Genomic DNA, 19,925 nt, shown 5'->3' with positions numbered 1-19,925 from the left:
AAGCAAAATTAACTTAGGTGCGCCTTTGGGTGCGCTTGTTTAAAGTTTTTAATTTAATAAGGAGAAATATGAGACGCGTAGTAGTTACCGGGATAGGAATGATTAATGCTCTCGGATTAAATAGAGAAGATTCTTTTAAAGCTATTGTAGATGGAAGATGTGGAGTTAAAACAATCTCCTCTTTTGATGTCTCGGAATTTCCTGTAAAAATTGCCGCAGAAATTGCGAACTTTGACCCCACTTCTGTAATGGACGCAAAAGAAGTCAAAAAGGCAGACCGCTTTATTCAACTAGGAATCAAAGCCGCTAAAGAGGCAATGCAAGATAGTGGTTTGCTAAATGGTGAAGGGAAATTACTAGACAATGTAAATGCAGAGAGATTTGGTATGAGTTCTGCTTCTGGAATTGGAGGTTTGGGAAATATTGAAAAAAACTCTGTGATTAACTTTGAACGCGGTCCTAAACGCATTTCCCCTTTCTTTATTCCCTCTTCGCTTGTGAATATGTTAGGAGGTTTCATTTCTATTGATTATTCACTCAAAGGTCCTAATCTAGCAAGTGTTACAGCGTGTGCGGCTGGCACGCACGGAATTAGTGAAGCGGGCAAAACGATTATGCTAAATTGTGCAGATAGAATGCTAGTTGTCGCAGCAGAAGCTGCGATTTGTGGTGTTGGAATCGGTGGGTTTGCTGCAATGAAAGCCCTTTCGGATAGAAACGACGCCCCAGAGCTTGCGAGCCGTCCTTTTGACAATGAGCGCAACGGCTTTGTAATGGGTGAGGGAGCAGCAGCATTGGTGCTTGAAGAATATGAAATTGCTAAAGCAAGAGGGGCAAACATTTATGCAGAGCTTGTAGGATTTGGCGAAAGTGGAGATGCAAACCATATTACGACACCTGCACCAGAGGGTGAAGGGGCTTATCGCGCAATGAAAATGGCATTACAAATGGCGGGGATTCCGATTGATTATGTCAATGCACATGGGACTAGCACGAAATATAATGATTATTATGAGACTTTGGCTCTTAAAAAAGTCTTTAATGGCGCAGTGCCGCCTGTGAGCTCTACCAAAGGACAGATTGGACACTGCTTGGGCGCAGCAGGGGGTATTGAAGCTGTCATTTCTCTTATGTCTTTGCAAAAAGGAATCTTGCCACCAACAATTAACCAAATCCAAAAAGACCCAGATTGCGATTTAGATTATGTTCCAAATACTGCACGAGAAGCAAAGATTAACGCATTTATGAGCAATTCTTTTGGTTTTGGCGGAACTAATGGGGTTGTGATTTTTAAACGAGTATAAATTGTGGCAACTTATTTAGATTTTGAAGTAAAGATTAAAACAATCCAAGAAAATATTGCAACTGCACAATTAAAAAATGATACCCCAGCAATTGCGATTTTGCAAAAAGACTTGGATAAAGAAGTAGCAAAGGTGTATTCTAATCTTTCGGATTATCAAAAGCTTCAATTAGCACGCCACCCCGACCGCCCTTATGCAATGGATTATATCACATTGCTTTTAAAAGAACCACTAGAGATTCACGGGGATAGACACTTCAAAGATGATAATGCCATCGTTTGTTTCTTGGGAAGAATTGAGGAGCAAAAGGTTATGGTAATTGGTGAGGAAAAGGGTAGAGGAACAAAAAATAAGCTCCAGCGAAACTTTGGTATGCCAAATCCGGAAGGCTATCGTAAAGCGTTGCGCGCCGCAAAAATGGCAGAAAAATTTGGAATCCCGCTTCTGATGTTTGTAGATACTCCAGGAGCTTATCCCGGAATCGGTGCAGAGGAGCGCGGACAGAGTGAGGCGATTGCAAAAAATCTACAAGAATTTAGCAAGCTAAAAGTGCCGACAATTTCTATTGTAATTGGCGAGGGAGGAAGTGGAGGTGCGCTTGCAATTGGCGTGGCAGATAGGCTAGCAATGATGCAATATTCTGTGTTTAGTGTGATTTCTCCAGAGGGTTGCGCTGCGATTTTGTGGAATGACTCAAGCAAGATTGAAAGTGCTACACAAGCCCTTAAAATCACTCCAGAATCCTTAAAAGAATCTCGTCTCATTGACGCAATTATCCAAGAGCCTCAAATTGGCGCGCATAGAGACAAGGAAAGTGCAGCTCAGGCAATTAAAAATTATTTTTTGACTACCTTAAAGGAAATTCAAGCAGATTCTAATTATTTGCAGAATCGTTATAACAAGCTAATGACTTATGGGAGTTTTCAATAATTTTTATGCAAAAAGCTTGCATTAGGTAAAAAGTTGCAAGAGATTCCAAAGGTCGCAATTATTGGTGCAGGAGCAAGCGGAATCTTTTGTGCTATGCTACTTTTGTCCTTTGGAATCCCGATTGTTTTGTATGAAAAAAACAAGACTTTAGGCAAAAAACTCCTTGCCACAGGGAATGGACGTTGCAATATCCACAATCAACACACTAACTCAAAACATTATCAAACTTCAAGCTTTACCCCAAAAGAGATTCAAAGCATTTTGCAAACTTGCAGTTTTGGAACATTTGCAAAGACTTGTCAAAAGCTTGGAATCGCATTGGAGATTTGCGAAGATGGTAGGGTTTATCCGCAAAGCAATTCCGCAAAATCCGTGTTAGAAGTCTTTGGTGATATATTAAAAGATTCCAAAAATTTCACAATGGTTTTGGAAACTGAAGTTTTGGAATTATGTCAAACACAAGGGGGATTCTTGCTGAAAAGTGCGCAAGGACAAGAAAAGTATTCTTGCGTGGTGCTTGCTTGTGGAAGCGAAGCTACACCAAAACTTGGAGGAAGTGATAAGGGGTTGGAATTAGCTAAAAATTTGGGATTAGAGATTGTTCAAACTTACCCCTCTTTGGTTTCTTTGAATATAGAGTCCCCATTGATTTGCGCTCTAAATGGTGTGAAAATCAAGGCAAAACTAACGCTCAAAAAAGCCAATCAAACGCTTGCTGAAGTGCTAGGAGATGTGCTTTTTACAGATTATGGAATCTCGGGATTTGGGGTGTTGGACATTTCCTCTTATGTGAGATTGGAAAAAGATTTGACGATGATTTTGGATTTTTTGCCAAGTTTTGAGGAAAGAGCATTGGAAAATCAGCTTGTAAATCTTGCAAAAACCTATCCCAAACGGAATCTTATTTCTCTACTAAGTGGATTTTTGAATCCTAAAATCGCCAAAGCTTTTGCGCAAAATTTTCATTGGAATCCTAAAAATACGAAGCAGTTGAAGCAATTAGTGTTTAAACTGAAAAATTTTGAGCTTAAAAATCCAACAACAAAGGGCTTTGAAAATGCAGAAGTAAGTGGAGGAGGTGTGAGCGGAGAGGAGATTAATCCCAAAACTATGGAATCCAAAAAATATTCAAACCTTTATATTGTTGGGGAAATGTTAGATGTTGTTGGGAATCGCGGAGGGCATAATCTCGCCTTTGCTTTCTCCAGTGCGTGGGTGTGCGCAAGGGCAATCAGGGCAAAATGTCTGCAATGACGCAGTGGCAGATGCTTTGTTTTTCATCATTGCGAGGGCTTGCCTGAACAATCTATAACCTATAATCTCACTTTTAAGATTCTATAATGAGGGTTTGAAAAACTCGCAAATATCCACTTCTAGGATTTCTGCAATCATTAAAAGATGCTCAATATTGAAATGCGCCCCTCTGTAAAACCTCTCTGCACTCGCGACAATGCTTACACTTTTGTGTCCAAGTCGCAAGGAGAGTTCAAGCTGGGATATGCCTTTTTCTTTACGAATTTTTGCTACATTTTTGCCTTTATTCAATTTGTTTTCTTTGGTGGTTTGGGTGCTGGTGCAGCAGCTGCAGAAAAAACAGGAAATCCTGTCTTTGGAATTATTGTTAGTGCCGCTATCTTTGTTATTGTTGGTTGGGCTATTACAGCTTGCGTAGGTTAATTTAACCATAATGCTAAAATCTTAAAAGGAGAGCAAGTGAGAGTATCAATTTTTAAACAAGCTATATTATTAGTCTTTCTTATGGTTGGTTTATATGCTTTTGATGTCGCTACTGAAAAGGAACTAGCTGACAGACAAGCATATCAAGAGTATGAATTAAGCAAGCAATATGACCCTACACGAGTTTTAGAAAATGGGTTTGCAGCTCCCGGATTATCTATGCAAGAACAAGCAATCTTAGGTTCTAATGTTACTTATAAAGATATGGTCGCTAATGAGGTTAAAAGAAGGCAAGAGTTAGAGAGAAAATTATTGCAAAATGAAATTAATTATCAAAGGGCTTTGGCAATGGAACGAGCAAAGGCTAAAAGATAGCAAAATTTAGGAGTTACAATGAAAATTTTCTTAATTACATTTTTAACGATATTATCGTTTTTTACAATAGGGTGCAGTAGTGGTCATTATGGAATTACTTATAATACAAATCCGATAGGTGCGAATTTAGTTTGTGGCGGACAGAGTAAAGGTTATACGCCTGTAACTTTATATTATACTTTTGAAAATGACAATTATAATACGGTATAATGTGAAGCAATATGGATAAGTGGCGCAAGGGCTACATTCCAAAACTATTGGGGTGATGTGGTAGAAGAATATCCCCAAGGCGTCCGAAGCACTCTACAAAGACCAGATTATCCAGATTTAGATAAAGATATGCAGTTTGCATTTCAAGTGCAGCAAATGAAGCAACAAGAGGAAATGCAACGACAACAAATGGCAATGCAGCAAAGACAAATGTTATCACAACAACTAGATGAATTAAATAGAAGTATATGGGAACAAAATAGAATGCAGCAAGAGAATTTTGACAGAAGCTTAGAGTATTGGAGGCAACAAGACCAAGAGAATTATCAGAACCAAATGCTATATCAAATGCAAAATTTAAATAGAAATCTAAACAATTTGAATCATAGCCTCTATTGATTTGCTTTTGCATAAGTATGAGCATTTTTACAAAAATATTCGCAATGGTAAAATAATGTATTGTATCATTAGGTATGTTTGATTATGGATTGCCAAGAAAACCTAGAGTTTCTCTCAATGATAAAAGGGCAGAATCCACTTGCGCAAAGTTATAGATTGCCAAGTAAGTTTATAAAATGCTTGTAATAACGAGTGAATAACGATTATAGAATCTTGCAATGACAGGATTATCCCGCATCGCCCTCCACCGCAATTCCATATTTTGCGAGATTAAAGTAATTCTCATCTACATAATAAATATTATGGAATCCCTGCTGTGCAAGCTGTGTGCCAAAGTCCGCCGCAGTCGCTCCGCTATGGCAATAAAGCAGAATCTTTTTATCAGCATTTTCTTGTGCGATAAAGGCAATGCGTTGCAGGGATTCCACATTAATCGCGTTTTGAATATGGCTAATGAGAAAATATCCCCTCCCACGCAAATCAATCACGATAAATTCATTTAAATCAATCTTTTCTAAATCCGCAGGTATCGCTAAACTCTGATTTTTAATATACATTATTTGCCTCTTGAATTTTTATAAAATTTTGTTAAAATTAACAAATGAGAACGATTTATTATATCACAAAAATGCCTCCCGATTTGCAAAGATTTGGTAAGGAATTAAAGGAATCCATTATAATTTTGCCACTTTTAGAGATAAAAACACTTTTGGATTGCGCGGTTTTAGAGAAATTTTTTTCGTGCGATTCTTTGATTTTTACTTCAAAAAACGCCATTTTTGCGCTAAAGAAAAATTTAGAATCCTTGCCTAATGCAGTAGAGGCAATGCAGAGGTGGCGGAATCTGCCTAGTTTTACTCTAGGTAGCGGCTGTAACGAAGCCTTAAAAAGCTTAAACCTTAAGCCTTTCTTTAGCGCAAGTCGTGCGTATGGCGAGGAGTTTGCAAGAGAGTTGATTCCACATTTGCAGGGCAAAAAGCCTCTCTTTATTCGGGCGCATAAAATTGCTTCAAAGCTTCCACAAATCTTAGCAAGCGCGGGAATCTCGCTACAACAATCTATTCTTTATGAAACTTCACCGCGCCAATTGCAAGAATCGCAAAAAGAACCTTTGACAAGAGATTGTGTAATCTTTTTCAGCGCACCCTCGCATATTAGGGCGTTTTTGCTTAATTTCGCTTGGGATTCTAGTTTTATCGCATTATGTATTGGGGAGACGACGCAAAAATGTGCAAGGGAGCTTTTGGGGGCAGAAGCAGAGATTTTGCTTTCTCCCAAAGTTAGCAAGGAAGCTGCGTTGGAGTTTGCAAGGACGCTTTAGGGATTCCGACTTTGTAAAGCAAAGTTGTGATAGAATCCACAAAAACACAGGGAAATTCACAAAATGAAAAAGCTTAACCTCAAAACGGCAGCAATTCCAAAATTATTTTTAAGTTATTTTTTGCCCTCACTTATTGCTATGCTTGCTCTTTCTACCTATTCCACGATTGATGGAATCTTTGTGGGTAAGAAGCTTGGAGAAAATGCGTTGGCAGCGATTGGAATTGCTTGGCCTATTTTTCCGATTCTTATTGCTTTTGAATTGCTCTTTAGCGTGGGTGCTGCGGCAATGGCTTCCTATTTTTTGGGACGCGGGAAAGCCTTTCGTGCGAGGATTGTGTTTAGCAGTGTGTTTTATTTTGCATTAAGCACAAGCCTTATTGGTGGGATTGTGTTGTATTTTTATAGCGATTCTATTGCACTAATGCTTGGTAGTAGCGCGACACTTTTGCCACTTGTGCGGCATTATACCGAAGTCATTTATCTTGGGGCATTCATCATCATTTTGCACCCGATGTTAGATATTTTTGCAATTAACGATAAACAGCCAGTGCTCGCGATGATTGCAATGATTGTAGGTTCATTGGCAAATATTGTGCTGAATTATATTTTTTTATTTATATTAGAGCTTGGAATCGCAAGTAGTGCATTAGCCACATTGCTTGGACACGGGATTGGAATGTGCATTTTACTACAACATTTCTTGCGCAAAAAAGGAGATTTATATCTCATCAGGACATTTGATATTTACGCGCTTTTAAGTGCAACTAAAAATGGAATCCCACAAAGTAGTTCAGAGATTAGCGTGAGCATTATGATGTTAATCTTTAACCATACGATTGCAGAAATTGCGGGAGATAGAGGAATCGCAATTTATAGTGTTTTAATGTATGTGGGGATTATTCCTTTTACGATTCTGCTTTCTATGGCGCAAGGTGTGCAACCCATTGCAAGTTTTAACTATGGTGCAGGATTAATGGAGCGCGTGCGAAGAGTGTTTAACTTTGGTTTAGTTTTTAGCTTTGGAGGTGGAATCACACTTTATTTTTTGACTTTTGTTTTCTCTCCTTTTTTGATTGCTTGGTTTTTGCCAAATGACATTGCAATGCGTGATGCAAGCTTGTTGAGTGATACACAAAATGCAATGAAATTTTATTTTTTGGGCTATATTTTGTTGGGTGTTAATATTGTGAGTGCGATTTTCTTTCAATCCATTCAGCGCACGTTCAGTTCCTTTGTGATTACTTTTTCCTATACTTTACTTTTTGCGCTTTGTTTTGTGATGATTCTACCCAAAATGTATGGATTTAATGGTGTGATTCTTTCTTATCCATTGGGAACTTTATGTGCAACTTTTGTTTCTTTTGGAATCATTTTATATGAGTGCAAGCAAGGTATTTTGAAAAATTATTAAAAAATTATAAAAATTTTGTTTTATATATTAGATTTTATCAAACTACAAATATATTAAGTGTAATATCAATTTATTAAAGATTATTCAAGGTTAATCTTTAAAATTTTAATTTTTTACAGAAGAGGTTATCATGGGAACTAGAAAAGAACATGACTTCATTGGTGAGTTAGAAATTGACGATTCTGTGTATTATGGAGTGCAGACTTTTAGAGCTGTGGAAAACTTCAAAATGACTGGAAGAACGCTCAAAAACTATCCTTTTTTTGTCAAGGCGTTTGCACAAATTAAAAAAGCAGCTGCATTAGCAAACAAAGAAGTAGGAGTGCTTGATGCACAAAAAGCAGATGCAATTGCAAAAGCCGCGGATAGATTGATTAATGGTGAATTTATTGACCAATTTGTCGTGGATATGATGCAAGGAGGTGCTGGAACATCTACTAATATGAATGTTAATGAAGTCATTACTAACATTGCATTGGAAAGTATGGGACATAAAAAGGGAGAATATCAATATCTTCACCCTAATGACCATACCAATTTGGGACAATCCACGAATGATACCTATCCAAGCTCTATCAAAGTTGCAACTCACGAGAAATTAGGACATTTACTTGAGGCAATGGAAGAGCTTAAAAAAGAGCTTGAGAAAAAAGCAAAAGAATGGAAAGATATTATCAAAATGGGACGCACAGAGTTAGAAGATGCTGTACCAACAACACTTGGAAATACATTTAATGCGTTTGCAAGTTATATCAAAAGTGATATTGCAAAAATCAAAGCAGCAAGAGAATCTATGGCGGTGCTTAATATGGGTGCAACTGCGATTGGAACAGGAATCAACTGCCACCCAGATTATAAATTTGTCGTAGAGAAAAAACTAAAAGAAATCACAGGAGTAGAATTTAAGCCTGCAGAGGACTTTATCGCTGCGACACAAGATACTGCGGATTTCGTGCATGTCAGCGGCGCACTAAAAACTGCTGCAGTGAGACTTTCTAAAATTGCAAACGATATAAGATTAATGAATAGCGGTCCTAGATGCGGACTTGGCGAAGTGAATTTGCCAAAAATGCAGCCCGGAAGCTCTATTATGCCCGGCAAAGTGAATCCTGTAATTTGCGAAGTTGTGGGAGAGGCTTGCTATGAAGTCATCGGAAATGATGTAACGATTATGCTTTGTAGTGAAAGAGGAGAGTTTGAGTTAAATGCGTTTGAGCCCGGTATTGCCTACGCACTTTTTAATTCTGTAATAGTTTTGGAAAATGCAATGAGAACTTTAGCTCAAAAGGCTATCAAAGATTTGACTGCAAATCCGGAAGCTTGCAAAAATGCAGTGCTTAATTCTATTGGAATCGTAACAGCGTTTAACCCTGTGTTGGGCTATGAAAAATCCGCTAGTATGGCAAAAGAAGCGTTGCAGACAGGCAAATCAGTAGCGGATATTTGCTTGGAGAGAGGATATTTACCAAAAGAAGAGATTGATAAAATCTTAGACCCAAAAAATATGCTAAATCCACAAATGAAATCAAAAAAATAAGGAAAAAGAATGGAAATGTTAATGCTTATTCTGCAAGTGATTGTGCTGCTTGGCGCGATTTTTGTAGGGATTAGACTTGGAGGGATTGGAATCGGTTATGCCGGTGGTTTAGGTGTTGTGATTTTAGGGCTTTGCCTTGGTATGAAGCCTGGTGCGATTCCATGGGATGTTATCTTGATTATTATGTCTGTTATTGCAGCAATTTCTGCAATGCAGCTTGCAGGAGGCTTAGATTATTTAGTGCAAATTGCAGAGAGAATCTTGCGTTCCAATCCAAAATATATCAACTATCTTGCTCCAACCGTTACTTACTTCTTGACAATTTTGGCGGGGACTGGGCACACTGCATTTTCTATGATTCCTGTTATCGTGGAAGTAGCAAAAGAGCAAAATATTAAACCTTCTGCACCGCTTTCTATTGCGGTAGTTGCAAGTCAAATCGCAATTACTGCAAGCCCTGTAAGTGCGGCAGTTGTATATATGACCGGTGCGCTAGAGCCACTTGGTTGGAGTTATCCACTTCTTTTGGCTATTTGGATTCCAACTACATTTATTGGTTGTATGCTAACAGCGTTTGTGGTTACAATGTTCTCAAATCTTGACTTGAGTTCAGACCCTGTATATCAAGATAGATTAGCAAAAGGTTTAGTAAAACCAGCAGTAGGTGCGCAAAATATGCAACTTAAAGAAGGTGCAAAACTTTCTGTTGGGATTTTCCTTATTGGCGTTTTGGCTGTTGTTTTGTATGCGACTGCAATTTCAAAAATTGGTGGCAAACCTGTCTTTATTGAAAATGTTGTCGTGCCTAGAGATGCAGCGATTATGAGTTTTATGCTCGGGGTAGCGACTTTTATCACCATTCTTTGCAAAATTGAAGTAGGTAAAATTGCAGATTCGAGCGTATTTAAATCTGGTATGATTGCGTGTGTGTGCGTGCTTGGTGTTGCTTGGCTTGGAAATACATTTGTAGATGGTTATAAAACACAAATTGGTGAATTGTCTAGCGATTTGGTTAAACAGATTCCAGCTTTATTGGCAGTTGCTTATTTCTTTGCGGCTACCTTGTTGTATTCTCAAGCAGCCACTGCAAAAGCAATTACACCTGTGGTGATTACAGCTCTAGGTATTAGTGTTGCAAATCCGGGCGATTCTTATATGATTGTTGCTTCTTTTGCTGCGGTTTCTGCTTTGTTTGTATTGCCAACTTATCCTACATTACTTGGTGCGGTGCAAATGGACGATACAGGTTCAACAAGAATCGGGCATTATATCTTTAACCACGCATTCTTGATTCCCGGCGTTTTAGCGATTGCCTTTAGCGTTATCTTAGGATTCGTTGCAGTTGCTTTTGTATAAATTCTAAAACTCTCAAGTTTCCCTTGAGGGTTTTTTAAGCTTTTCACTTTCATTCTACTTCTCTTTTACAATTCTATTTACCAACTATTTACTTTTTGATTTAAGTCAAGGAGTTTTGTAGAAAATAAAATTAAAATAATGTCCTTGAATTTAGAATCTTTGAATGATTTTGGATTCAAAAAATACTAAAAGGAGCGTCTATTGAACGGTAAAGAACCTAAAAAACCGCTCTCATTTGTCGCTTTGTTGTTAGGGGTTTTGTGTCTATTTGCTTGTATTATAGGGCTATATACTTTCTATAATGCAAAAGGTATGTCATATTTCAGCAATGAAAGTGAAGCTTGTAATAATTGCCATATTATGAATGATGTTTATAATGATTGGTTGAAAAGCTCGCATTCAAAAAAGATTGCTGGAAAACCACGTGCAACTTGTAATGATTGCCATTTACCGCATAGTTTTGTAGAGAAGTGGATTGCAAAAGCGGAAAGTGGAATAGGGCACGCGTATGCATTTACCTTTAAACTAGATGTGTTGCCAACAAATTTGAGTGCAACACAAAAATCTAAAGGAATGATTCAAGATAATTGCGTGCGTTGCCATAGCGAAATGGTGAGTAATGTCGTGAATCCTACGACTAATCCACACGGGAATGAGTCTCTTAGTTGTGTTTCTTGCCATACAGGCGTAGGACATAAACGAGGTTTTTAAATTATTTAGGAGGTTAAAATGCAAAAAAAATCGCCTTTAATGCCAATTTTGGTGGTGATTGTTTTAATTGTGATTTCTGGAATGCTTTGGCTAAACTCTGATATTAGCAAGAAACAAGCAGAAAGCACAGGTGGGCTAAGCTCTAAGGGCTTTGTAGAGATGAGTGATGAAAATCCAACTTTTGACTATTGGGGCAAGAATTTTCCGGATTATTTGGATATGTATTTGACGGTAGAAAAGCAAGCTCCTATTTCAACAGAATTTGGTGGGAATTTGGCGTATTCTAAATTGATTCGTTATCCACAGCTTACGATTCTTTGGGCGGGCTATCCTTTTAGCATTGACGCAAATGAGGAGAGAGGGCATTTTTGGATTCAAGTAGATCAAATGGATACAGCAAGAAATAATAAAGATTTTCTAAATGCACATGGCTTTGCAGGATTTGGCGGACAACCTACGGCTTGCATGAATTGTCATAGTGGTTGGAGCCCTTGGTTACTTAAAAATGTTGGAATCGGAAATACCCCAGAGGAAAAATGGATTTCTTTTAACTCTACGAAATATTGGACGATGATTAAAAATGTCCCAGCAGTCAATGGAATTGAGCCAAACTCTGAAGCACATAGCGGACCGCATGGCGGTAAAAGAATGGGGGTAACTTGTGCGGATTGTCATAATCCAAATGATATGCAGTTGCGTTTAACGCGTCAGGCTGCAATTAATGCACTTGTAAGTCGTGGTTATGAAAAAGACCCTGTAACAGGAATCAAAGCAAGTCGCGATGAAATGCGCACACTCGTTTGCTCACAATGCCACGTAGAATATTACTTTAAACCAACAGGCACAAAAGTTAAGGTGATGGGAGAATCTATTGCGAATGATTCTACACAAAAGTGGTGGAATGGCACACAAAAAACTTATGATGAGTTTGATTCTTGGAGAAATGGCAACGAGCCCACTGAAATTGAAGTTGCAGGCTTAGAATTGGTATTTCCTTGGAGTGCTTGGAAGAAAAATGAGCCTTTTAGAATTGAAATGTTTGATGAGCATTATGAAAAAGTGCGTGATATTTTTGCCCAAGATTGGCAACATAAAATCACTAAAGCCCCGATGTTAAAAATCCAACACCCAGAGACAGAGCTTTTTAGCGGTGGTGTCCATGCAGCAAATGGCGTAAGTTGTGCGGATTGTCATATGCCCTATAAGCGCAAAGGAGCGAAGAAAATGACAGAACACAATATCACCTCTCCATTGCAAGATATTAACGCTGCGTGCAAAACTTGCCATACACAAAGCGAAGAGTATTTAAAAGCGCAAATTTTTGATATTCAAAAATCCATTGCATTTGATTTAAGAAGTGCAGAATATGCAACGGTTAGTTTAATTGAAGACATTAAAGTTATGCGTGAGAAACTTGGTGCATTGCCTGCTTTTCAAACGGATGGCAAAGTAGATGATAAAAAGATTTCTGCGGCTTTAAAAGAGCCATTAGAGCTTCATCGCAAAGGACAAATGAGAGGCGACTTCGTGGGTGCGGAAAACTCCACAGGATTCCACAATCCAAGAGAGGCAAGTAGAATGTTACTTCAAGCAGTTGAAATGGCTAGAATGGGGCAAACAAAACTTGTTGAAATCGCAAATGCAAATGGAATCAAAGATTTTAAAACCTCTAATTTAGGTTTCGAGGAGATTCAAAAGTATAATCCGGGTGAGATTATTTATAAAGTGGATTTGAATGGACATAAAGCAGGAGAACGTTATTATAAACACGAAGAAATCAATGGTCCAGCTCCAAAAGAATTAATGGAATTGGATAAAAATAACAAACCTTATAACTATAAGGTAATTGATTCTAAAACTTCTGCGTATTAATGCTTATTCCCAAATGCTTTAAGGCATTTGGGAATTTAATCTTTTAACTGATAAATAATAGGAATCTGCAAGCGCACATTATTTGTATAAACTGGAAAATCAACCGAAGCTCTTTGTATGGTTTGGAGCGTATTTTTATCCAAAATCTCATATCCTGAACTTTTAATAATTTTTAAATCCTTTAATTGTTTTTGTTGGGTCCATAGGAATTCCACCAAAACCTTTCCTTGTATGCGTATTTTTCTTGCTTGTCTTGGATAAGTGGTGGCACTATCAATCGCTAATTTTACAGCTTTTAAAAAAGGATTATTGTCTTTGCCATAGGAGAAAAATTGCGTTTCTGTTCCGCTTGTATTTGAAGGAGATACGGGGTTTGTGTTGTTTTGAGGTTGAGTGGTTGTTTGGTTTTGAGAAAATGATTTGTCTCTTATGTGTTTGTGTTTTTTATGTATTTTGTGTTTTTTTGGAATCGGTTTCTTGTTTTCCATATATGGTTGTTGTGCGGATTGTTGAGGGTGAGCAATATAGGATTGTGCAATAAATTGTTGCATACTAAGCGTAAAATTTTCTTGATTTTTAGGATTAATTTTAAAAATTAGGAAGTAGTTAAAAAATCCTATGACTAAAGGTAGAAAACAAAGAGTTGTTAAATAAAAAGCTTGGGCTTTGTGAGTTGAAAGTGCATTCATTGGTTTTTCTCGGTAATGATTTGAAAATTCTCGTGATGATTTGTTCTTAAAATATCAATGATTTGCACAAAACTATTAAAAGTTGCATTTTTATCACTTTTGAGTTCCACAATTGTTTGTTTATCCAAAGTATTAATTCTTTTTTGAATCTCCTCAAGTGTGGTTTCTTTGTCTTCCAAGTAATAAACATCTTGTGCGTTAATAAGGATTTGGATTTTGTTGGAATCATTAGAAGATTGCATACTTGAATCAGATTTAGGCAATTCTATTTTTATCTCTCCGTGCGCAATAAAGGTAGAAATGCTCAACACCATTGCAAGTAAAACTAAAATGACATCAATAAAAGGAACAATATTTAGTCCCTCTGAATGTTGAATTTTTAACATCGTGGATTCTTTGTATTTGCTTTATAATCATTGTTTAAGAGGCTGACTTTTCTAAAAAGTGCGTTGTAGCTAATAAGAGATGGAATCGCAACAAGTAGCCCAAGTGCAGTGGCTTTTAATGCCAAAGAAAGCCCCATTACAATGGATTTGACATCAATATTTCCACTAAGCCCCATATCGTAAAAGGTAATCATAATGCCAATCACCGTGCCAAGCAGTCCAACATAAGGAGCATTAGAATAAATAATATGCAATGTTGTTAGATTTTCTGTAATGGCTGCTTCAAAGTTTTCTTGAGTGTTGAAGTTTTTTAGCTCAAGTTTTCTAAAAAACAATAGCCTCTCAATCACGCACCAAAGAGCTATAAATGCCATTAATCCAAGAATTGTAAAGATGAGAATATCCACATAGGATTTAAGAATTTCCATAAATTTTCCTTTCATAAAAGTAATTTTCAAAATTATGAAACTTTAAAGCTTATAAAATAATAAAAATGATTATTATTAGTTATTAATGCAATAAAAAAGCAAAATTTATTTTAATTTTAGTAATGATTATTATAATTTTTAATTCAATTTTCAAATAAGGAGAATAATAAGGAAATGCGTAAAATTTTTTTAATTTCAGCTGGAATATTAATCAGCCAAGGAAGTTTATTTTCAAAGACAGAGCAGTTTGTTTTAGGGGATTCTGTCGTGAGTGCCTCTGGATTTGAACAAGATATTAAAGAAGCTCCTGCGAGCATTTCTGTGATTCCTGCAGAAGAGATTATAAATCGTCCTATTAGGGATTTGGGAGACATTGTGCAGGAGGTTCCGGGTGTTTCTACGACAATCAGCAAAACAGGGGGTACAACAATCCAAATGCGCGGTATGTCGTCTAAATATACTTTGATTTTGATAGATGGCAAACGCGTGAATATGGACGCGGGTTTTGATGGTAATGGTTTTGATTCTACAAGTGGATTTATTCCGCCTGCAAGTATGATTGAACGCGTAGAGGTGATTCGCGGTCCTTCATCTCTTATCTATGGAAGCGATGCAATGGGTGGGGTGATTAATATTATCACCAAAAAGAATCCAAGTGAGTTAAGTGGAACGATTGCGCTTGAAACAAGATTGCAAGAGCATCACGATACTTGGGGGAATACCTATGGAGTTAATGGTAATCTTTTTGTGCCTATCAATGAACAATTTTCTGCAAACCTTAGAGGTAAAGTGTATTATGGCGAAGGAAATTATTTCTATCAAAAAGATATTCCCGGGTATTTACCCACTAGCACGAATCCTTACACAAGCCATTCCCCAACAGGTTATCGTAATATTTCAGGCGGTGGGCGCTTAAACTATCTTTTAGATGCACAAAATAGTTTTTATGCGGATTTTGATTACGGATTTCAACGAATGGGTAGCTTAAATACTTCTTCCGCACAAGTTACAGCCGTGAGGGAATATCATCGCTATAATGCGATTTTAAACCACGATGGAAGCTACGATTGGGGTTCTATTAATAACTATATCCAATATCTCAACACACAAAAAATTCCACATAAAGATGTGAATTTAGGAGCAAGTGCAGGCACTCCAGATAGAACAAGACTGGTTGATGATTCTAATATTATTTTAAGCTCTTCTTTGAAAAAGGATTATGATTTTGGTGATAAAGGTGCTTTGATTTTAACTGCGGGACCTTATTATAAATACGAAAGACTTTTTAATCGTGATACGAAGTTTGATAAGGATTCCAATCAGTTTGCGCTATTTGGTGAGGGGGAATATTTCTTTAATGAGTATGTTTCTACCACTGCGGGATTGCGGGTGAATTATGATGATTTTTACAAAGAGTTTTTCAATCCAAGATTCTATGTTAATACTTATCCGACAGAGTGGCTTACCTTAAAGACTGGAATCTCTAGTGGATTGAGGCTTCCAGAGCTTGCCACACGTTATGATGGGTTATATGATGTGAGTAGCAGTAGAGCAGGTGGAGATATTGCCTCATATGGAAACAAGGATTTGGAAGCAGAGGAGAGTTGGAATTATGAGTTAAGTGGAATCGTAGAGTTGCCTTTGGCAACTTTTACGATTACAGGATTCTACACAGACTTAAAAAAGGCAATTAGCACGCAAAATTATTTAAATGGCACAATGTTGCCAAGCGGATATGGAGTGTGTGGATACGATTCGTGTAATATTTATGAAAACATAGACAAAGCAGTAGTTTCGGGTGTAGAGGTTTCATTGAAAAGCAAAGCACTTTTGACCTCTGTGATTCCTAATGGAATCTATGCGGATTTTAACTATGCTTTAACAGAAACAGAAAAAAAGAGCGGGGCGGACAAAGGGAGTGATTTAAACGATGTGCCAAGACATAATCTCTCCGCAAAACTCTCCTACAAACAAAGCAAATGGGATACTTATGTGCGCTATGTTGGAAAGCTAAAAACTCCAACGACGAATGCACACACTGCAAATATTGGTCCGGGAGCGTATTATAAAGATATGCATACGGTAGATTTGGGAGCAAATTATCATTTTAATAAAAAATGGACTTTGGGAGCAGTGATTAACAACTTACTAGATGAAGACTTTGTGGATTATGTAACCTATCAAGGTGCGAGAGGATTGTCTTATACGAATAATTATCAAAGAATGATTCCAGGTAGGAATCTTTGGCTTACTTTGCGCGCAGAATTTTAAGGATAAAAAATGATAAAAAAGAAATTGATTTCTAATAAAACTTGGATGCAAATCCATTTGTATGTGAGTTTGTTTTTTATTCCTATGGCTTTAATTTATGCAATTACAGGTTCTTTTCATATTTTTGGTGTGCGTCAAAATGCGGGAGCGGAGATTGTAGAGGTTAAGGTGGAATCCCCAATTATCAAAGGAGAGGAACAACGAATCATTTTAGAAACGCTTAAAAAAAATCATCTAAAGATTCCACAAAATACAGACGTGCGTTTTTTTAGAAACTCATATTCTATGGGAAACTTAAAGTATTCTGTAACACTTTCAAAAGATAAGGCAGGGAATCCCATTGTTCGCAGTGTAGAGAGAGGCTGGTATGGAGTGCTTTTGATGCTACATAAAGCAGCTGGGAAGTGGTATTTTGATATTTTGGCTGTGGGATTCTCTGTGGCACTGATTGTTCTTTATTTGTCAGGGCTTTTTCTGACTGCATTTTGCAAGCGAAATTATTTGAGTGCTAGTATAGTTACGATTCTAGGTTTTTTTGTTACAGCTTTGGCAGTTGCTTTAAGCTTGTAAGGATTTTTGTTTTTATGGTTTGTGTCTTTAAGAAGTGATTTAAGTGCAACAAAACGATTGATTAATTGAATGGCTTTTGGTTTCATTAATTAAATATTAAAAATTTAAAGGTAAAATTTCAAAAATTTTCAAATTAAGGTTAAACATGAAAAAAATTCTTATGGGTTCTATGGTGGCATTTGCTTTGTTGCAAGGTGTAAGTTTTGCAAAAGATTATGCAAAAGTAAATGGAAAGTCTATTACTGAAAAAGATATTGCGCCTTTAATGCGTTCTTTACCCGGTGTGGCGTTTGAGCAATTACCAGAAGATGCAAAAACACAGATTATCAATCAAGCAGTGGAGCGTAAGCTTTTGATAGAGCAAGCCAAAAAAGACAAAATTCAAAGCTCTAAAGAATACAAAGATGCCCTTGTGGCTATGGAAGAGGAACTAACTCTTGAGGTTTGGACACGCAAACAAATAGAAAAAATCAAAGTTACAGATTCTGAAATTACACAATTTTATAATCAAAACAAAACCAAGTTTGTTCAACCTGAAATGGTAAAAGCAAGCCATATTTTAGTGGCTAGCGAAAATGACGCAAAAGCAATCATTGCAGAGCTTAAAAAAGCAGGCAAGAATACAAGTGCGCGCTTTAATGAAATTATTAGAGAAAAAATGCAAAATGGTTCCGCAAAAGATGGAGGGAATCTAGGATATTTTGCCAAAAATCAAATGGTGCCAGAATTTGCTAACGCAGCCTTTAAACTTAATAAAGGCACTTATACTGCAACACCAGTTAAAACACAATTCGGTTATCATGTGATTTATGTAGAAGATAAAAAATCTTCTGGCACATTGTCGCTTAATGATATAAAAGGGCAAATTGAGCAGAATCTAAAGATTAAAAAATTACAAGAAAATATCAAAAAAGAGGGCGAATCCTTACGAAAAAAAGCAAAAGTTGAGATTTTTAAATAAGGAATCCCAATGTTAGTTTGTGGAAATACAATTTTAGAAAAGGCAAATAAGGGAAATTATGGCGTAGGTGCTTTTAACTTTGTAAATTATGAAATGCTAAGTGCGATTTTTGAAGCAGCGAATCTTAAAAATTCTCCCATTATTGTGCAAGCAAGTGAGGGTGCAATTAAATATTTGGGCATTGAAATGGCAGTAGGAATGGTGGAGATTCTCTCTAAAACTTATCCACATATTCCTGTAGCATTGCATTTAGACCACGGAACAAGTTTTGAATCTTGTGTGAAAGCAATCCGCGCAGGATTCACTTCCGTAATGATCGACGCAAGTCATCATTGTTTTGAGGAAAATTTAAAAGAAACCAAAAAAGTTGTGGAGGTTGCACACATTGCAGGTGTAAGTGTAGAGGCAGAGCTTGGACGCTTAATGGGGATTGAGGATAATATCTCCGTAGATGCAAAAGATGCGTGTTTGGTAAATCCCAATGAAGCAGAAGAGTTTGTAAAAGAATCCAAAGTAGATTTTTTAGCTCCAGCCATTGGCACAAGCCACGGAGCTTTTAAGTTTAAAGGTGAGCCAAAATTAGACTTTGACCGCTTGATTGAAGTAAAAAGACGCACAAAGATTCCATTAGTTTTACACGGAGCAAGTGCGATTCCACAAAATGTCAGCGAAGCATTTTTGGCAAGTGGAGGGGATTTAAAAGGAAGTAAGGGCGTGCCTTTTGCATTTTTGCAAGAAGCGGTAAAGGGCGGGATTAACAAAATCAATACCGACACAGACCTAAGAATTGCATTTATGTCTGAAGTGCGACGCGTAGCAAATGAGGATAAAACACAATTTGACTTAAGAAAGTTTTTCGCTCCTGCAAAGGCATTTATGGTGCAAGTGATTGCGGAGCGTATGGACATTTTAGGAAGTTCTAATAAAATTTAAATAAAGGAATACAATGGCTTATTCAATGGGAGATTTGAAAAAAGGCTTAAAAGTTGAGTTAGAGGGGATTCCTTATAGAATCACAGAATATCAGCATGTAAAGCCCGGCAAGGGTGCAGCATTTGTGCGTGTGAAAATGAAATCTTTTTTAGACGGAAGAGTATTAGAAAAAACATTCCACGCGGGGGATAAATGCGAAGAACCGAATTTGCAAGAACGTTCTATGCAGTTTTTATATCACGATGGCGATTATTTTCAGTTTATGGACAACGAAAACTACGAGCAAATCGGTTTGAGTGAGGAGCAAGTAGGAGAGGTTGCAAAATGGATGATTGACGGAATGGCAGTTAGTATTTTGTTTCATAATGGTAAAGCAATTACTGTGAATGTGCCGCAAACTGTGGAATTAAAAATCACAGAGACACCTCCAAATTTCAAAGGCGATACGACAAGTGCAGGGAAAAAACCTGCCACGCTTGAAACTGGTGCGGTGGTGCAAGTTCCTTACCATGTATTAGAAGGAGATGTAATTCGTGTGAATACTGAAATAGGTGAGTATTTAGACAAAGTTAAATAGGGAAA

General features: G+C 37.2%; 22 protein-coding genes. 17 read left to right on the top strand and 5 right to left on the bottom strand.

The features are described 5' to 3' along the window. Positions 1 to 68: 68 nt before the first annotated feature. From CQA43_RS08040 to CQA43_RS08030, 3 genes are read left to right on the top strand one after another with little or no spacing between them, the layout of a single operon-like run. Complete coding sequence (locus tag CQA43_RS08040) at positions 69 to 1,304, top strand: beta-ketoacyl-ACP synthase II (protein WP_115552079.1); 1,236 nt, start codon at positions 69 to 71, stop codon at positions 1,302 to 1,304. 3 nt (positions 1,305 to 1,307) lie between these two features. Continuing rightward, a complete protein-coding gene (gene accA, locus CQA43_RS08035) occupies positions 1,308 to 2,234 on the top strand; it encodes an acetyl-CoA carboxylase carboxyl transferase subunit alpha (protein ID WP_115552078.1) in 927 nt (308 codons plus the stop codon). Positions 2,235 to 2,267: 33 nt separating this feature from the next. Continuing rightward, positions 2,268 to 3,488 carry an aminoacetone oxidase family FAD-binding enzyme gene (locus tag CQA43_RS08030; RefSeq protein ID WP_245944285.1) on the top strand — a complete coding sequence of 407 codons (1,221 nt, stop codon included), beginning with the start codon at positions 2,268 to 2,270 and terminating at the stop codon, positions 3,486 to 3,488. Positions 3,489 to 3,569: 81 nt separating this feature from the next. Here the strand turns inward: CQA43_RS08030 and CQA43_RS09780 are convergent, their stop codons facing one another. Beyond that, complete coding sequence (locus CQA43_RS09780; RefSeq protein ID WP_245944284.1) at positions 3,570 to 3,779, bottom strand: helix-turn-helix domain-containing protein; 210 nt, start codon at positions 3,777 to 3,779, stop codon at positions 3,570 to 3,572. Positions 3,780 to 3,947: 168 nt separating this feature from the next. On the opposite strand from CQA43_RS09780, the gene CQA43_RS08020 reads away from it, so the two are divergent. From CQA43_RS08020 to CQA43_RS08010, 3 genes are read left to right on the top strand one after another with little or no spacing between them, the layout of a single operon-like run. Beyond that, positions 3,948 to 4,286 carry a hypothetical protein gene (locus CQA43_RS08020; protein WP_115552076.1) on the top strand — a complete coding sequence of 113 codons (339 nt, stop codon included), beginning with the start codon at positions 3,948 to 3,950 and terminating at the stop codon, positions 4,284 to 4,286. An 18-nt stretch (positions 4,287 to 4,304) separates the two neighbouring features. Continuing rightward, positions 4,305 to 4,496 carry a hypothetical protein gene (locus CQA43_RS08015; protein WP_115552075.1) on the top strand — a complete coding sequence of 64 codons (192 nt, stop codon included), beginning with the start codon at positions 4,305 to 4,307 and terminating at the stop codon, positions 4,494 to 4,496. Between the two features lie 57 nt (positions 4,497 to 4,553). After that, on the top strand, positions 4,554 to 4,895 hold the full coding sequence (locus CQA43_RS08010; protein WP_115552074.1) for a hypothetical protein: 342 nt from the start codon (positions 4,554 to 4,556) through the stop codon (positions 4,893 to 4,895). Between the two features lie 227 nt (positions 4,896 to 5,122). Here the strand turns inward: CQA43_RS08010 and CQA43_RS08005 are convergent, their stop codons facing one another. Then, complete coding sequence (locus tag CQA43_RS08005; protein ID WP_115552073.1) at positions 5,123 to 5,452, bottom strand: rhodanese-like domain-containing protein; 330 nt, start codon at positions 5,450 to 5,452, stop codon at positions 5,123 to 5,125. Between the two features lie 44 nt (positions 5,453 to 5,496). Between CQA43_RS08005 and CQA43_RS08000 the strand changes: the two genes are divergently transcribed. From CQA43_RS08000 to CQA43_RS07975, 6 genes are all read left to right on the top strand, one after another. Next, positions 5,497 to 6,216 carry a uroporphyrinogen-III synthase gene (locus tag CQA43_RS08000; RefSeq protein WP_115552072.1) on the top strand — a complete coding sequence of 240 codons (720 nt, stop codon included), beginning with the start codon at positions 5,497 to 5,499 and terminating at the stop codon, positions 6,214 to 6,216. A gap of 63 nt (positions 6,217 to 6,279) precedes the next feature. Beyond that, positions 6,280 to 7,629 carry an MATE family efflux transporter gene (locus CQA43_RS07995; protein WP_115552071.1) on the top strand — a complete coding sequence of 450 codons (1,350 nt, stop codon included), beginning with the start codon at positions 6,280 to 6,282 and terminating at the stop codon, positions 7,627 to 7,629. A gap of 130 nt (positions 7,630 to 7,759) precedes the next feature. Beyond that, positions 7,760 to 9,166, top strand: coding sequence for an aspartate ammonia-lyase (locus CQA43_RS07990; protein WP_115552070.1), 1,407 nt, complete (start codon positions 7,760 to 7,762; stop codon positions 9,164 to 9,166). A gap of 9 nt (positions 9,167 to 9,175) precedes the next feature. Next, positions 9,176 to 10,522 (top strand): anaerobic C4-dicarboxylate transporter, encoded by a 1,347-nt coding sequence (locus CQA43_RS07985; RefSeq protein WP_115552069.1) that lies wholly within the window; start codon positions 9,176 to 9,178, stop codon positions 10,520 to 10,522. A 201-nt stretch (positions 10,523 to 10,723) separates the two neighbouring features. After that, on the top strand, positions 10,724 to 11,233 hold the full coding sequence (nrfH, locus tag CQA43_RS07980; protein ID WP_115552068.1) for a cytochrome c nitrite reductase small subunit: 510 nt from the start codon (positions 10,724 to 10,726) through the stop codon (positions 11,231 to 11,233). Between the two features lie 18 nt (positions 11,234 to 11,251). Then, positions 11,252 to 13,105, top strand: a complete 1,854-nt coding sequence (locus CQA43_RS07975) for an ammonia-forming cytochrome c nitrite reductase subunit c552 (RefSeq protein ID WP_115552067.1) — start codon at positions 11,252 to 11,254, stop codon at positions 13,103 to 13,105. A gap of 35 nt (positions 13,106 to 13,140) precedes the next feature. Here CQA43_RS07975 and CQA43_RS07970 read toward each other — a convergent pair whose 3' ends face one another. Genes CQA43_RS07970 through exbB form a run of 3 tightly spaced genes read right to left on the bottom strand, consistent with a single transcriptional unit; the run spans position 13,141 to position 14,608 of the window. After that, positions 13,141 to 13,794, bottom strand: coding sequence for an energy transducer TonB (locus CQA43_RS07970; protein ID WP_115552066.1), 654 nt, complete (start codon positions 13,792 to 13,794; stop codon positions 13,141 to 13,143). Then, complete coding sequence (gene exbD, locus CQA43_RS07965; protein WP_115552065.1) at positions 13,791 to 14,180, bottom strand: TonB system transport protein ExbD; 390 nt, start codon at positions 14,178 to 14,180, stop codon at positions 13,791 to 13,793. Before exbD ends, CQA43_RS07970 begins: the two co-directional genes overlap by 4 nt. Next, positions 14,174 to 14,608 carry a TonB-system energizer ExbB gene (gene exbB, locus CQA43_RS07960; RefSeq protein WP_115552064.1) on the bottom strand — a complete coding sequence of 145 codons (435 nt, stop codon included), beginning with the start codon at positions 14,606 to 14,608 and terminating at the stop codon, positions 14,174 to 14,176. Before exbB ends, exbD begins: the two co-directional genes overlap by 7 nt. A 174-nt stretch (positions 14,609 to 14,782) precedes the next feature. Between exbB and CQA43_RS07955 the strand changes: the two genes are divergently transcribed. From CQA43_RS07955 to efp, 5 genes are all read left to right on the top strand, one after another. After that, positions 14,783 to 16,879 carry a TonB-dependent receptor domain-containing protein gene (locus CQA43_RS07955; protein ID WP_115552063.1) on the top strand — a complete coding sequence of 699 codons (2,097 nt, stop codon included), beginning with the start codon at positions 14,783 to 14,785 and terminating at the stop codon, positions 16,877 to 16,879. 9 nt (positions 16,880 to 16,888) lie between these two features. Continuing rightward, positions 16,889 to 17,449, top strand: a complete 561-nt coding sequence (locus CQA43_RS07950; protein ID WP_245944283.1) for a hypothetical protein — start codon at positions 16,889 to 16,891, stop codon at positions 17,447 to 17,449. Between the two features lie 145 nt (positions 17,450 to 17,594). Then, positions 17,595 to 18,410 (top strand): peptidyl-prolyl cis-trans isomerase, encoded by an 816-nt coding sequence (locus CQA43_RS07945; protein ID WP_115552062.1) that lies wholly within the window; start codon positions 17,595 to 17,597, stop codon positions 18,408 to 18,410. 9 nt (positions 18,411 to 18,419) lie between these two features. Beyond that, positions 18,420 to 19,343 carry a class II fructose-bisphosphate aldolase gene (locus tag CQA43_RS07940; protein ID WP_115552061.1) on the top strand — a complete coding sequence of 308 codons (924 nt, stop codon included), beginning with the start codon at positions 18,420 to 18,422 and terminating at the stop codon, positions 19,341 to 19,343. Positions 19,344 to 19,356: 13 nt separating this feature from the next. Beyond that, positions 19,357 to 19,920 (top strand): elongation factor P, encoded by a 564-nt coding sequence (efp, locus tag CQA43_RS07935; RefSeq protein ID WP_115552060.1) that lies wholly within the window; start codon positions 19,357 to 19,359, stop codon positions 19,918 to 19,920. Positions 19,921 to 19,925 lie beyond the last annotated feature (5 nt).

The organism is Helicobacter ganmani (assembly GCF_003364315.1).
Lineage (GTDB): Bacteria > Campylobacterota > Campylobacteria > Campylobacterales > Helicobacteraceae > Helicobacter_D > Helicobacter_D ganmani.
Note: the sequence above shows the minus strand (reverse complement) of the source record. Positions and strands in the feature narration are given on the sequence as shown.